The 13,408-nt window shown below is 59.1% G+C and carries 12 protein-coding genes; 8 read left to right on the top strand and 4 right to left on the bottom strand.

Annotated features, from left to right (window positions below):
- The first annotated feature begins 32 nt into the window (after positions 1 to 32).
- Both FCH38_RS12345 and FCH38_RS12340 read left to right on the top strand, forming a co-directional pair.
- Positions 33 to 269, top strand: a complete 237-nt coding sequence (locus tag FCH38_RS12345; RefSeq protein WP_174373944.1) for a hypothetical protein — start codon at positions 33 to 35, stop codon at positions 267 to 269.
- Positions 254 to 2,062, top strand: a complete 1,809-nt coding sequence (locus FCH38_RS12340; RefSeq protein WP_174373943.1) for an ABC transporter ATP-binding protein/permease — start codon at positions 254 to 256, stop codon at positions 2,060 to 2,062. The genes FCH38_RS12345 and FCH38_RS12340 overlap by 16 nt, the downstream gene beginning before the upstream one ends.
- Positions 2,063 to 2,101: 39 nt before the next feature.
- Here FCH38_RS12340 and FCH38_RS12335 read toward each other — a convergent pair whose 3' ends face one another.
- Positions 2,102 to 2,296, bottom strand: coding sequence for a hypothetical protein (locus FCH38_RS12335; RefSeq protein ID WP_174373942.1), 195 nt, complete (start codon positions 2,294 to 2,296; stop codon positions 2,102 to 2,104).
- Positions 2,297 to 2,469: 173 nt separating this feature from the next.
- Here FCH38_RS12335 and FCH38_RS12330 point away from each other — a divergent pair, with 173 nt between their 5' ends.
- From FCH38_RS12330 to FCH38_RS12315, 4 genes are all read left to right on the top strand, one after another.
- Positions 2,470 to 2,859, top strand: coding sequence for an acyl-CoA thioesterase (locus tag FCH38_RS12330; RefSeq protein ID WP_153514322.1), 390 nt, complete (start codon positions 2,470 to 2,472; stop codon positions 2,857 to 2,859).
- A gap of 170 nt (positions 2,860 to 3,029) precedes the next feature.
- Positions 3,030 to 5,273: a polysaccharide deacetylase family protein gene (locus FCH38_RS12325; RefSeq protein WP_174373941.1), complete on the top strand. Its 2,244-nt coding sequence runs from the start codon at positions 3,030 to 3,032 to the stop codon at positions 5,271 to 5,273.
- Between the two features lie 238 nt (positions 5,274 to 5,511).
- Entirely contained in the window at positions 5,512 to 6,552 is a 1,041-nt protein-coding gene (locus FCH38_RS12320) for a four-carbon acid sugar kinase family protein (RefSeq protein ID WP_174373940.1), read from the top strand.
- 4 nt (positions 6,553 to 6,556) lie between these two features.
- On the top strand, positions 6,557 to 7,264 hold the full coding sequence (locus FCH38_RS12315) for a FadR/GntR family transcriptional regulator (protein ID WP_149899745.1): 708 nt from the start codon (positions 6,557 to 6,559) through the stop codon (positions 7,262 to 7,264).
- A 34-nt stretch (positions 7,265 to 7,298) separates the two neighbouring features.
- Here FCH38_RS12315 and FCH38_RS12310 read toward each other — a convergent pair whose 3' ends face one another.
- Genes FCH38_RS12310 through FCH38_RS12300 form a run of 3 tightly spaced genes read right to left on the bottom strand, consistent with a single transcriptional unit; the run spans position 7,299 to position 10,572 of the window.
- The gene (locus tag FCH38_RS12310) at positions 7,299 to 8,426 is read right to left on the bottom strand and encodes an iron-containing alcohol dehydrogenase (protein ID WP_174373939.1); all 1,128 of its coding nucleotides are present in this window, start codon (positions 8,424 to 8,426) and stop codon (positions 7,299 to 7,301) included.
- Entirely contained in the window at positions 8,423 to 9,379 is a 957-nt protein-coding gene (gene pdxA / locus FCH38_RS12305) for a 4-hydroxythreonine-4-phosphate dehydrogenase PdxA (RefSeq protein ID WP_174373938.1), read from the bottom strand. The genes FCH38_RS12310 and pdxA overlap by 4 nt, the downstream gene beginning before the upstream one ends.
- Positions 9,376 to 10,572 carry a sialidase family protein gene (locus FCH38_RS12300; RefSeq protein ID WP_174373937.1) on the bottom strand — a complete coding sequence of 399 codons (1,197 nt, stop codon included), beginning with the start codon at positions 10,570 to 10,572 and terminating at the stop codon, positions 9,376 to 9,378. The genes pdxA and FCH38_RS12300 overlap by 4 nt, the downstream gene beginning before the upstream one ends.
- 323 nt (positions 10,573 to 10,895) lie before the next feature.
- On the opposite strand from FCH38_RS12300, the gene FCH38_RS12295 reads away from it, so the two are divergent.
- Together FCH38_RS12295 and FCH38_RS12290 are read left to right on the top strand one after the other, a co-directional pair.
- The gene (locus tag FCH38_RS12295; RefSeq protein ID WP_174373936.1) at positions 10,896 to 12,404 is read left to right on the top strand and encodes an ABC transporter substrate-binding protein; all 1,509 of its coding nucleotides are present in this window, start codon (positions 10,896 to 10,898) and stop codon (positions 12,402 to 12,404) included.
- A gap of 74 nt (positions 12,405 to 12,478) precedes the next feature.
- Complete coding sequence (locus FCH38_RS12290) at positions 12,479 to 13,393, top strand: ABC transporter permease (RefSeq protein ID WP_174373935.1); 915 nt, start codon at positions 12,479 to 12,481, stop codon at positions 13,391 to 13,393.
- Positions 13,394 to 13,408 lie beyond the last annotated feature (15 nt).

The raw sequence follows: 13,408 nt of genomic DNA, 5'->3' as shown, positions 1-13,408 counted from the left end.
CCGCCCCTCTGAAATTATTCGGATTTTGTGCAATGCAGGAAAAGAAAGCAAGGATCATTTCCGGGGGCATCCGCATTGTTGGTGCAGGCCGCAATGTTTGTCCGTACGAAGATTTATCCGCGATTTTCAATCGTCGCCGCCGGGATTTCGCCGGGATTGTGGACAAGGTCGAAGGGCGTGTTATTGCTTGGCATCGCAAGGCGCAGATTCGCGACCCGCTTTCTTTGCCGACTGACGTTTCGGAATGGAATGAATGGCAACAACGGTGACCGACGACCAGCGTAAGAACGCGGCTAACCCTGCGGGTTTCGATCTCGATTTTTCTGCGCAATTGCGCATGATGGGGAATGCCTTCTGGACGTCACCGGTGCGCAACCGGCTGATATTGCTGTCGATTGCCCTGTTGGTAGTGATATTGCTCACAGCCTACGGGCAGATTCGCCTCAACGAGTGGAACGCGCCGTTCTACAACGCGCTGGAACGGCGCGATCTTGATGCCTTCATTCACCAGCTTGAGGTCTTCGCGATCATCGCCGGGCTTCTTCTCCTCCTCAATGTCATCCAGACCTGGCTCAATCAGATGACGGCGCTGAACATGCGCGAGGGTCTTGCCAAGGATATGGTGGACCAATGGCTGAAGCCGGGCCGGGCCGCGCGTCTTGCCGGTTTCGGCACGATCGCGATCAATCCGGACCAGCGTTTGCACGACGATGTCCGCAACCTTGCCGAAAGCAGCACGGCACTGTCCATCGGTCTCGTGAACGCAACCATCCTGCTAATCAGCTTTATCGGTGTTCTCTGGGGCCTGTCGGCGGGTTTCTCCATCACCATCAATGGCGATCTTGTCCCCATTCCCGGATATATGGTTTGGGCGGCCATCCTTTATGCCGGTTCCGCGTCTTTGCTCAGCAACCTTGTCGGCTATCGTCTGGTCGGGCTGAACGCCGAACGTTATTCGAAAGAGGCCGAACTACGTTTCTCCCTGATGCGCGCCAGCGAAAATCTGGCGGCGATCGCTTTGGCGCGCGGTGAGAAAAACGAGCGGCGGCGGATCGGGGTCGATATCGATGCCGTGCTCGGTGTGATCCGGGGGCTGGCCATGGCGCTGACGCATCTGACCTGGGTTTCGTCGGGCTATGGTTGGCTGGCGGTCGTTGCGCCTATCCTGATCGCGGCCCCGGTCTATTTTTCCGGCAACCTCACCTTTGGCGGGCTGATGATGGCTGTCGGAGCCTTCAACCAGGTCAATACCGCGCTTCGCTGGTACATCGACAATTTCGGGCCGATCGCCAGCTGGAAGGCAACACTGCAGCGCGTCTCGGTGTTTCGCAACGCCTTGATCCAGATGGACAGCGTCGAACAGCACGGCCTTGCGATCGATCTGCAAAGGAGCGCGGTGAACGAAAAGATCCGTCTTCGGTCGGTCACGATCTGCCGCGATGCGGGTGGGCAGGATGTGGAACGCGGCTTCAGGCTGCGCGAGGCCGAGGTGGAGATCGGGCCGGGCGAGCGATTGATGATCAATGGCGAGCAGGGCGTGAACCGGCGGCTGCTATTTGCCGCCATGGCGGGCCTTTGGCCCTGGGGGCAGGGCAGAATAGAAATGCCCGAACAATCCGACACGCTGTTCATCGCCCAGCACGGCTATCTGCCGACGGGTTCGCTACGGGAAGTTCTGGCCTATCCGCGCGCGCCGCAGCGGTTTACGGAGGAAGATTATGTCGCGGCACTCACGGCATGCGGGCTTGGCGATATGGCACCCCGCCTCGATGAAAACATCCGCTGGGACAAGAAACTGGATCCGGACGAGCAGGCCAGCATCCGTGTCGCCAATGCCCTTCTGCTGAAGCCGAAATTCGTCGTCATCGACGATTTGCTGGAAGGGCTGGAGAAACAGACGCAGGATACGCTGGCCGAGGTTCTGAACGGGATCGATGGTGCGGCGATCATCTATATTGGCCGGTCGGAGACGTTTCTATCGGTTCTTTCCCCGGCCGTGGCCCATCTCGACCACACCATGCCGAAGGAAAATATCGCCAGGCGCGATGGCAATCCGCAATAGCCGGCCTGTTATGTCATCCTTTGGTTTGATCGTGGCGGATCAAAGCCGCAAATGCCACTTTTCCAGGTCGAGCCGCTGCTGTTTGGCGAGATTTATTGTGGTCTCTGGTCCCGCCTGCAAGCGCAGGGCAATTGTTCCGGTCGCCAGACTAACGGCGATAACGCTTGCGACCACCACAATGATGCGGTCGTAACGTTGCTGTATCGTGTTGTTCCCACTCCAGTCATAGGCCATTCGCACGCCCTCGCGTTTTTTGGAATCGTGCCCCATCATGGTTAACCGAAGCTTACGATGGCTCTGTGATTCCTTGCTGTTTTGGAGGGGCTGCCGCGAAAAATCGGCTATTGGCTGATGAAGCGCGGTTGTCTAAGTCCGGCAGCGGGAGGTTTGTGAAAGGAATTTGACATATGGACCAGCAACCGCCCGCCGATATGGAAATGACCCTCAGAACGCTTGCCATGCCCGCCGACGCCAATCCGGCCGGTGACATTTTCGGTGGCTGGGTCATGTCGCAGATGGACCTTGCCGCTTTCGTCCGCGCCAATGATGTGGCCGGCGGCCGCACCGTGACCGTGGCTGTGAATGAAATCGTCTTCAAGAAACCGGTCAAGATCGGCGATACATTGTGCGTCTATACCCGGATAGAGAAGGTCGGGCGCACCTCCGTCACACTCAAGATCGAGGCCTGGACCCGAAGGCATTATCAGGATTCACGGGAAAAGGTCACGGAAGCCGTCTTCATCATGGTCGCAGTGGACGATAATGGCGAGCCGCGCGCCGTCCGCAAAGAGGCGTGACGCGGCTCCCGTTGAGTTCGAAGCAAATTCCGAAGCGCGAAAAGAAGCTCAGAGAGCAAGAAGCGCTTCGGCTCCGGCAATTCGATCGTCGGCCGCTCAATACTTTAGAAATATCCAATTTATTTATCAATTTTTGCGATCAAGGTAGGGAATAGGACGGGGATCAGGCTTTGACCATTCCAGGTGTTGTTATTGTCGGCGGCGCTCACGGCACGCTTGCCCTTGCCCGCAGCCTCGGCGCCCTGAATGTGCCTGTCTATTATCTCACCCATGATTCACCGTTGCCGGGCTGGTCGCGCTTCGTGCGGGAAACCATCCGCTGGGCCGGTCCGCACGATGCCGGGGCGTTGCCCTTTTTGCGGGAAATGGCCGAAAGGCATCATCTGAAGGGCTGTCTGCTCGTGCCATCCGGGGATGGCGAGGTTCAGCTCGTTTCGCAACATCGCGAAGAGCTTTCCGCCCTTTACAAAATCATCCTGCCGGATTGGCCATCCCTGCAATGGTTGTGTGAGAAGCCGCTGCTCTACAAACGCGCGGCGGAGCTTGGCGTCTCCTTCCCCCGGACCTATGCGCTGACATCGACCGATGACATCAATGCGCTGGACGTGACGTTTCCCGTCATTCTCAAACCGAATATGGGTGGCGGTGACACCGTGATTTCCCGCGCGAAGGTGATCCGCGCCGATGATCGGCAGGCGTTGAAAATGGCCTTTGCGGATGCGAGCGCGGAGATCGGCGCAGGCAATGTCGTGGTGCAGGAACTCATTCCCGGCGGTGGAGAAAGCCAGTTTTCCTATGCGGCGCTGTGGCACAACGGAGAACCGGTTGCCGAATTCACCGCCCGTCGCGCCCGCCAATATCCCGTCGATTTCGGATATACCAGCACCTGCGTCGAGGTTGTCGACAACCGCCAGGCCATCGATGCGGCCCAGACGATATTAAAATCGGCCGGTCACAGTGGTCTCGTCGAGGTGGAATTTAAACTCGATGGCAGGGATGGTTCGCTGAAGCTTCTCGATGTCAATCCGCGCCCCTGGTCGTGGTTCGGCCTCAGTTCGGCGGCGGGCGTCGATCTCGGCGCGTTATTATGGCAGGTTGCCAACGATGTGCCCGCCGGCCAATCCCGGGCTGCGCGACAAGGCGTGTCGTGGTCTTATCTTGTCCGTGATGCGGTTGCCGCCTTTACATTAAGCCGGCGCGGCAAGGCAAATATGGGAGACTACTTTGCGTCTCTGGGCAAAATCCGCAGCTGGGCCGCCTTTGCGCTGAATGATCCCCTGCCGGGTCTTATCGATCTGCCGCTCACCGCGTGGAGAGTCGTCAAAAAACGGGTTCTGCCTGGCCTGAAGTCAAAACAATCAGCGATGGTTTTCTCGCCGCCGGTAAAGCGTCTCTTGAAATACGGAGCCATAAGGGCCGGGCTGGAGTTAAGTTCTCTGCCGATGGTCCGCGCCGCGTTTCCGTCCCTTGCCGGGCGTGGCGTGATTTTTACGCTTCATCATGTGCGCCCCGGGGAGGCTATCTCGCCTTTTGCGCCCAATGTGCAATTGTCCGTCACGCCGCAGTTTCTGGAAGAGGCGATACAGGCCGCGCTAGAATGTGGTCTCGTTCCCGTCCATCTGCATGATTTACCGGCACTGCTTGCCGACAATAACGAAGGTCGGTCGTTCTGTGCCTTCACGCTTGATGACGGTTATCGCAACAATGCCCAACACGCCGCGCCAGTTTTCCGCAAATATGCCGTTCCCTACACGATTTTCATCACACCGGGTTTTGTTGAGCGGACGCGCAGCCTGTGGTGGGAAACCGCAGCTGCACTGACGCAGAAAGCTGCATCGTTTGACTTCGATTTCGGCTCTGGTCCGGAACATGTTGCATCCGCCACGCCTTCGCAGAAGGCGGAAGCATTCACACGCCTTGAAAATTTCGTGCAGAACTTTTCAGAGGATGAGGCAGTGGAAAGGATCGACCGCGTCGCGAGGCAACAGGGCATCGATCCCATCGCGATCGTGGGTGAACTCGTGATGGACGCGGATGAGCTCAGGGCGCTGTCGGACGATCCTCTGGTGCATCTAGGCGCACACACCATGACGCATGTGAACATGCGCAAGATCGATCTCGCGCGGCTGGCTCACGAAATCGAGGAATCGACACGTCGGGTAGAGGCTTATGTCGGCCATCGGCCGCAATCTTTTTCCTATCCCTATGGCTGGACGAAGGCCGTGGCAGAGCGTGAAGCAAAGGCGGTGCTTGAGGCGGGATTTTCCGTGGCGGTCACCACGCAGGCCGGTGTTCTTGGACCTCATAATCTTGAAAAGCCAACGCAATTGCCCCGCGTATCACTGAACGGGCGCTTTCAGAAAAAGCGTTTTGTCAAAGCGCTTATCTCAGGGCTGCCTTTTCGGTTCATCTAGCGGCGACACCCTGTTTGTCATCTTTCGCCCGCCCTGCCGAACTGCATGCGGGCGGGCCGCGTTTGCCGCTTGTCTTCATCATTTCTGAATTCGGCGATTGGCCGGCAGGCCTCTTTGTGGCCAGTTAGGAAGTCCGAAAGTCTGCATAATAATTTTTGTTATTCACATCTGTTTATCTATTGATTATAAATAAATTTATTGAGGTAAAACATTACAACTTTTTTTGAAGGCTCCGCCCGTGCTGTTGATTTTCGCCGATGATCTGACAGGCGCTCTCGATGCGGCCGCACCCTTTGCCGGGCGCGGGCTGGCGACCGAGGTTGCGATCGGGCTTGACGGTGTACCCGCAGCCCTCGCGGATGCGCCTGCGGTCCTCAGCGTCAACCTGGGTTGTCGTGACGGTGATGCGGGTGAAGCCGGTCATCGCACGCGGTCGTTATTGGCGCTGGTTCCAGCGGATAGGATCCTGTTCAAAAAGGTCGATTCCCGGCTGAAGGGGCATATTGCGGCTGAAATGGATGCGATTTCCTATCGGCACGCGCTTGTCGCGCCCGCCATTCCGGATTTTGGACGCGTCGTAACTGGCGGTGCCGTATCAGGTTTTGGCGTTGACGACGCCATTCCGGTCCACGAACAGCTGGGCGGGCACGCCAGCCGCTGCACGATACCGGATACGCGATCGCAGGCCGACATCAGGGAGGCTCTCGTTGCCGCGCAGGCTAAAGGCGTCGATCTTCTGGTCGGCGCGCGGGGTCTTGCCGAAGCGCTGGCTGAGGAGATGACGGCGCGGACTGCCCCCGAGGCGGCGATCATTCCGCCCGGCAAGGGGCTATTCGTCGTCGGTTCCCGTGATCCGATTACCGTTGAGCAAATCGAAGTGCTCAAAAGCACCGGGTTAGTGTCGGTCATCGATGCGCCCAATGGTGTCGTGCCTTCCCATGCACATGATGGTTCCGGCCTGACGCTGGTTCAGGCGACGCAGGGATTAGACGATCTTTCACCGCTTGTCGTTTCCGACCGGTTGGCGCAAGGCGTCGTGCCACGCTTCACGGCAGGTGCTGGCAGGCTGCTTTTGTCGGGTGGGGCGACGGCCGAAGCCGTGCTGCGCGCCATGGGCATTTCGCGGCTGCGTCTTGCCGGCGAATGCCTGCCGGGTTTAGGCGTCGGCTGGTCCGAAGACCAATGCATCATTGCGAAGTCCGGCGGTTTTGGGCAAGCTGACACGTTGAAACAGATTGCGAAAATGATGCTTGGCGTAAACGACGCTGGAGAGAGCTGACCAGATGGGGCTGATGAAAGAAACGGCGCGTAAGGCACTTCCGGACATTATTTTCGAGAGAATGCACCGGGCGATCAAATCCGGCGCCTATAAGCCGGACGAACGGCTGCCGACCGAACATGAACTTGCCATGGAATTCGAAGTGTCGAGGCCTGTTGTCCGCGAAGCACTGCGGCGGCTGCGTGAGCAGGGATTTATCTATTCCCGCAGAGGCTCCGGCAGCTACGTGCGGGCTGTCGGTATGCGTGAGCCGCTTGGTTTTGGCCAGCTGGAAAACGTCGCCGATCTTCTGAATTGTTATGAATTCCGGCTGACGCTGGAACCGGCAGCGGCTGCCGCGGCGGCTTTACGTCACGATGGTGAGAGGCTTGCGGCGATCAAAAAGGCGCTCGAACTGATGCGCGACGCCACCAATCGCCAGTCCCACCGTGAGGACGCCGACTACCAGTTCCATCTGGCCATCGCGCGGGCGGCGAGGAACAGCTATTTCTCTACCGCGATGGAGGCCCTGAAAGATCATATCGCGATGGGAATGAAGTTCCACGGCATGTCGGTGAAGCGTGAAGCCTCTGGCCTGACACGCGTTTTTGCCGAGCATGAGGCTATTGCAAACGCTATCGCCGATGGGGATGCGGAGGCGGCCCGCGAACTGATGCTCCAGCATCTGACGGGATCACGCGAGCGTCTGTTCGAATCTTCGCACGCGGATTGAGGCCGATGCGCCCGAAGGCGCACCGGACTTTCTTTCAGAAGGCGCGGCGGTAGATGCCGAGCACGTCCTCAAGGCTCATATCGACGGGGTTATTGTCCATCAAACGGCGGATGGCGTGTGCGTCCTCGGCATAACGGGGAAGATCAGTCTCGGTTGCTCCGTGCCTTGCCAGCGACATTTCAATGCCGAGCCCGGCACAGAAATCCGTCGCCGCCTTGCGAAGATCATCGGGCGAAAGATGATCCCGAAGCCCGAGCGCGCCTGCCACTTCCGCTGTCTTTGCTGAAACCGCCGGCTGGTTGAAGGCCAGAACATGCGGAAAGACGATGGCATTCGCCAGCCCATGCGGTAGGTTGAGAAGCGTGCCGAGCGGATAGGCGATGGCATGACCGGCGGCCGTATTGACCGGCCCGAGGCAGATGCCGCCATAATAGGAGGCGAGCATCATGCCTTCGCGTGCTTCGGTATCCGTGCCATCGCGGACGGCGCGCGCCAGATATTTGCCGACGAGTGCAAAGCCCATGCGGGCAAAACCGTCGATCATCGGGTGGGCCTTGCGGTTGGTGAAAGCTTCCACGCAATGGGCCATGGCGTCCACACCCGTCGCCGCCGTCACGGCAGGCGGTACGGAATAGGTCAGTTCCGGATCGAGAACCGCGAAATCCGCAATCAGATAAGGGCTTTCGACCGCGATCTTGTTGCCCTTGACGGGATCGGTGATCAGCGAGCGGATGCCGGCTTCCGAGCCGGTGCCGGCGGTGGTGGCGATCTGCACCAGCCTGGTGTCGCGCCCGGCAACCCGGTTGGGTCCGGCCACATCGCCAAGCGTCTGGTCGGAATTCCACAATGCCGCCACCAGCTTTGCCACATCCATTACCGAACCGCCGCCGAGGCCGATGACGAGATCGGGTTTGGCATTGCGTGCCGCAGCCAGTGCTGCATCGAGCGTCGCCGTGTTCGGCTCGCCGGGAATGGCGTCGAATACCGTGAATGGACCCTGCAATTGCAAACGGTCGACGAATTTTGCCGTCAGCGGCGTGGCGATCACCAGGGTTGACGCGGTTTTGCCGGCGAACGCGCCGACCTGCGCTATGGTGCCAGCGCCAACGGCGAGCCTGCGGGGCTGATGGATGAGAATGGGAGCTGTGGACATGGTGCTCATCCTTTCGCGCTCTTGCCCGCCACGAGCTTGCGGGCGTAGGCGATGGCCTCTTTCATGTTGCCGTGATTGGCGATGCCCTTGCCGGCAATGTCGAAAGCCGTGCCGTGATCGACGGACGTTCGGTCTATCGGCAGATCGACTGAAACATTGACGGCGGTATCGAAAGCGACGAGCTTGATCGGGATATGGCCCTGATCGTGATATTGCGCGACGACGAGATCGAAAGCGCCGGAATAGGCCCGGTGGAACACGGTATCGGCGGAAATCGGTCCCTGCACCTCGATGCCTTCGGCACGCGCAGCGGCGACCGCCGGCGCAATCTGGTCGTCATCCTCGGTGCCGAACAGGCCGTTTTCACCGCAATGCGGATTGATGCCGGCGACCGCGATGCGCGGGCGCTCGTAACCGATGCGCTTCAGATGAGCATTGCCGGCGCGGATGGTCGCCAGCACCCGTTCCGTCGTCGCCCGGCGAATGGCTTCCTGCAGGGACACATGGGTCGAGACGTGAATGACCTTCAGCCGTTCGGAGGCAAGCAGCATATAGGCCGCCGACGAGCCGGTGAGGCTGCGCAGCATGCCGGTGTGGCCGTCATAATGGTGGCCCGCAAGGTTAAGCGCCTCCTTGTTGATCGGCGCGGTGACGATACAGCCGATTTCGCCCGCTTCGGCATCGCGTACGGCCTTTTCGATGAAACGGAAAGCGGCGTCACCAGCGACCGGCGACAGCGTACCCCAGGGCAGCGGCGCGCCCTCGATGGGCAGGTCAACCACATGCTGCGTGAGATCGATGTCGACGCCAAGCGCATCCCGCGCTGCCTGAAGCGTGGCGAGGTTGCCGTAAATCCGCGTCGCGGCCTGATCCGGGGCGGACATTTCAGCAAGCGCCCGGACGGTGATTTCCGGGCCGACGCCGCAGGGGTCGCCCATGGTGATGCCAATGATGTTGCTCATCTTTTTCTCCCGTCCCTGGCCTCGGCCCAGCCGGGCGCCAGCCGGACATATTTGATTGCGCGGCGATGATAGGTGTAACTTGCGTGCAGCGTACCGTCCGGCGCTTCCAGAAGCCATGGATAGGACATTTCCAGATTGCGGCCGTCCGTCGAATCGTTCGACAGGCAGGTGCCGGGACCGTCCTCGATCAGGATACGGGTGGGGAAGCTGCGCCCATCGTCATCGGAGATGCAGATGGAAACCGGCGCGCGCGGCACGCCCCAGACAGGCACACATCCGCCTGTCGGATCGGCATCCGGCCTGCCGTCATCTTCGCCCAATTCGTCATAAAGCGAGGCGCGCCGGTCGCTCGATTGCGCGGCGCTGACAGGGTTGCAGATCATCGCCAGTCGCCCGTCACCGAGCCTGATGGCGGCGATGGAGGAATTATTGTTCGGCACGTCGGTTGGCTGCGGTTTCGACCACGAGCGGCCGCCATCGGCGCTTTCCGTGCGGTAGACGAAATCGGCCTGACGGCGACGGAAGAAGGCGGAGTAGCGTGCATCACCGCCCGCAACCGGGCTCATATGCACACAGCCGGTCGAATCTTCCAGCTCCTGCAATTGCCACGTCAGGCCATTGTCCCTGGATATGCCAAGTGCCGCAGTATCGTGGCTGCCGTTCCATTTCTGGCCGGGGCGCTGGATGCAGCGGAAGATCGGCAGCAGCCAGGCGCCATCATCACGAATGCGCAGCGGCGCGCGGACAAAGCAGCCTTTCGGGAGGTCGAGGAAACGCCCTTCTTCGGAGGACAGCTTTTCCGGCGCCGCCACATCGCGGGTGACCCGCGCCATGCGGATGCGGCATTCATCCTGATTGCCTGATGGTTGGGCGGTGTGAAACAGCCACAAAGCGCCATCCGGCGCGGTGAAGAGAACCGGGTTCTGTTCGGAATGGTCTGGATCGTGGCTGAGGCGCTGCGGCGCTCCCCACCGGTTTGCGCCTGGCATCAGCACGGATGCGAAGATCGAAATATCCGATTTTCCCTCCAGCGTGCCGCCGAACCATGCGCAGAGCAAAGCGCCGTCACCAGCGAGATGCAGGAAGCTCGCATGGTTCTGGATCATCGGCGATGGCAGAAACGCTTCCTGCCGGCTTTCTGACGTGGCGTGGACGGCTCCGGTCATGGCGTGAGCGATGTCATCAGGTGTCATCATGGTCTCCTCTTAGCCTGATGAAAATGACATATTCGAAAAGTTGTCAAGTTTATTTCAACAAAAACAGCAGCGTTGAATTTTTGATTAATGCAAATAAATACATGTTTTATAACGATAAAAATTACTATTACGATGCAAATAAAAAATGCTAAAGAAAAATAAATTGACAAAAAATGTGATAGCGTCGATGCTCTGTTCACGGGTGGAGGAGACAATCATCCGCACACCATGCTCCTCGATGCGGGGAGACGGGGATTTTTCAGAAGCCCCTTGCGGCACGCCGCCATGTTGCTGATTTTCTGATCTGGGAGGAGAACGGAATGAAGAAGTCATTGATTGCGGGCGCCCTTGTTTTGGGTTCCCTCAGCGCCGCAGTATCGCCGGTGCTTGCGGCGTCGGGGCCGATCAAAATCGTGCTGGCGGAAGAGGCTGACCTGCTTGAGCCCTGCATGGCGACCCGCTCCAACATCGGCCGCATCATCATGGAAAATGTAAGCGAGACGCTGACCGAGCTTGATGTGCGCGGCAAAAACGGCGTTCAGCCACGGCTTGCCGAGAAATGGGAGCAAAATGCCGACGGCAGCTGGCGCTTTCATCTGCGTCAGGGTGTGAAGTTTTCCGACGGCACCACCTTTGACGCCAAGGATGTGAAGCACAGCTTCGAACGCATCATGAGCGACAAGAACGCCTGCGAATCCCGCCGTTATTTCGGCGGTATGACGGTGACCCCCACGATCGTTGACGACCAGACCATCGACTTCAAGACCGACCCGGCTCAGCCCATTTTGCCGTTGCTGATGTCGCTCGTCACCATCGTTCCCGAAGAAACCAAGATGGAATTCATCCGCGAGCCTGTCGGCACCGGCCCATACAAGCTGACCAACTGGACGCCGGGCCAGCAGATCGTTCTGACTGCACGTGACGATTATTGGGGCAAGAAGCCGCAGGTGACGGAAGCGACCTATCTTTTCCGTGCCGATCCTTCGGTTCGCGCCGCCATGGTGCAGACCGGCGAGGCCGATCTTTCGCCTTCCATTTCCCAGCTCGACGCGACCAATCCGAAGACCGACTTCTCTTATCTCGACAGCGAGACGGTCTATATGCGTCTTGACCACAATATCGCGCCGCTGAACGATGTGCGGGTGCGTCGCGCGCTCAACCTTGCCATCGACCGGCAGGCTTTCCTCGGCACGCTGGTTCCTGAAGGTGCGGTGCTGGCCACGGCGCTGGTTCCACCGACGACGCTTGGCTGGAACCCCGACGTCAAGGTCTTCCCCTATGACCCCGATGGCGCAAAGAAGCTGCTCGAGGAAGCCAAGGCTGCCGGCGTGAAAGTGGATACGCCGATCACCATCATTGCGCGCACCGCGAATTTCCCGAATGTCACCGAAATCATGGAGGCGATCCAGCAGCAATTGCAGGAAGTCGGCTTCAAGGTCGATCTGAAATTCGTGGAAGTGGCCGAGCACGAGAGCTATTATTCCAAGCCTTTCAAGGAAGGCCGCGGACCGCAGATCGTCGCCGCCATGCACGACAATTCCAAGGGCGATCCATCCTTCACCATGTTCTTCAAATATGCCACCAAGGGCACGCAGTCCGGCTTCTCGGACCCCAAGGTGGACGACCTGATCGAACGTGCATCCGCAGCCGTTGGTGACGAGCGCGCCAAGCTCTGGTCTGAACTCATCGCCTACCTGCATGATGACGTGGTGGCGGATGTGTTGCTGTTCCACATGGTTGGTTTCTCGCGTGTCTCCGAACGGTTGGATTTCAAGCCCACCATCGCCACCAACTCGATGCTGCAGCTTTCTGAAATCGGCATCAAATAAAGCCGGCATCTTATCAGCCAATGAGCGGCGGCAGGGTGAAAGCCTTGCCGCCGTGTTGAAAACCGGAGGCAACCATGCTGAGCTTCATCCGAAAACGTTCCGTTGCGAGTCTGATCTCCCTGATCGGCCTGCTTGTGATGGTTTTCTTCCTGTCCCGCCTGACGGGAGACCCGGCGGCGCTGTTTTTGCCGGTGGAGGCTTCGGAAGAGTTGAAGCAGCAGTTTCGTGCGCTGCACGGGCTGAACGATCCGCTGATGGTGCAGTTCCTGCGTTATGCGGGCGATGTGATGACGGGTGATCTCGGAGAATCGCTGCGAAAAGCAAGGCCTGCGCTGGATGTGGTGCGTGAGGCTTTCGTCTGGACGCTCTGGCTTGCGGTCATCACCATGTCGCTGGTCACAACCGCTGCCATCGTTGTCGGTTCGCTTGCGGCTTTCCGCTCCGGCGGCTTTTTCGACCGCATGGCCTCGACCATTTCGCTGATCGGCGCATCGGTGCCGGATTTCTGGCTGGCGATCGTTGCGATCGTGGTTTTTTCCGTCAATCTCGCCTGGCTGCCGACGTCAGGCACAGGCTCGGTGCTGCACTGGATATTGCCGATCTCGGTCCTGTTCGTGCGCCCCTTCGGCATCATCGTGCAGGTGGTGCGCGGCTCGATGATCGGCGCTTTGTCATCGGCTTACGTCAAAACGGCGCGTGCCAAGGGCGTGAAATCCGGGCCGATCATCTTTGTCCACGCGCTGCGCAACGCCATGTTGCCGGTCATCACCGTCATCGGCGATCAGGCGGCAAGCCTTCTCAACGGTGCTGTCATCGTCGAAACCATTTTCGGCTTTCCCGGCGTTGGCAAGCTGATGATCGATTCCATTCTTCAGCGTGATTTCAATGTCGTGCTGGCCGCCATTCTCGTGACGGCGCTGGCGATCTTCCTGATGAACCTTCTGATCGATATTGCCTATGCGCTGCTCGATCCGCGTATCCGGCACTGAGGAGATCATCAAGCC

The sequence above is a fragment of the Agrobacterium tumefaciens genome (assembly GCF_013337285.1).
In the GTDB taxonomy this organism is placed as follows: Bacteria; Pseudomonadota; Alphaproteobacteria; order Rhizobiales; family Rhizobiaceae; genus Agrobacterium; species Agrobacterium burrii.
This window is presented reverse-complemented; position numbering and strand designations above follow the sequence as displayed.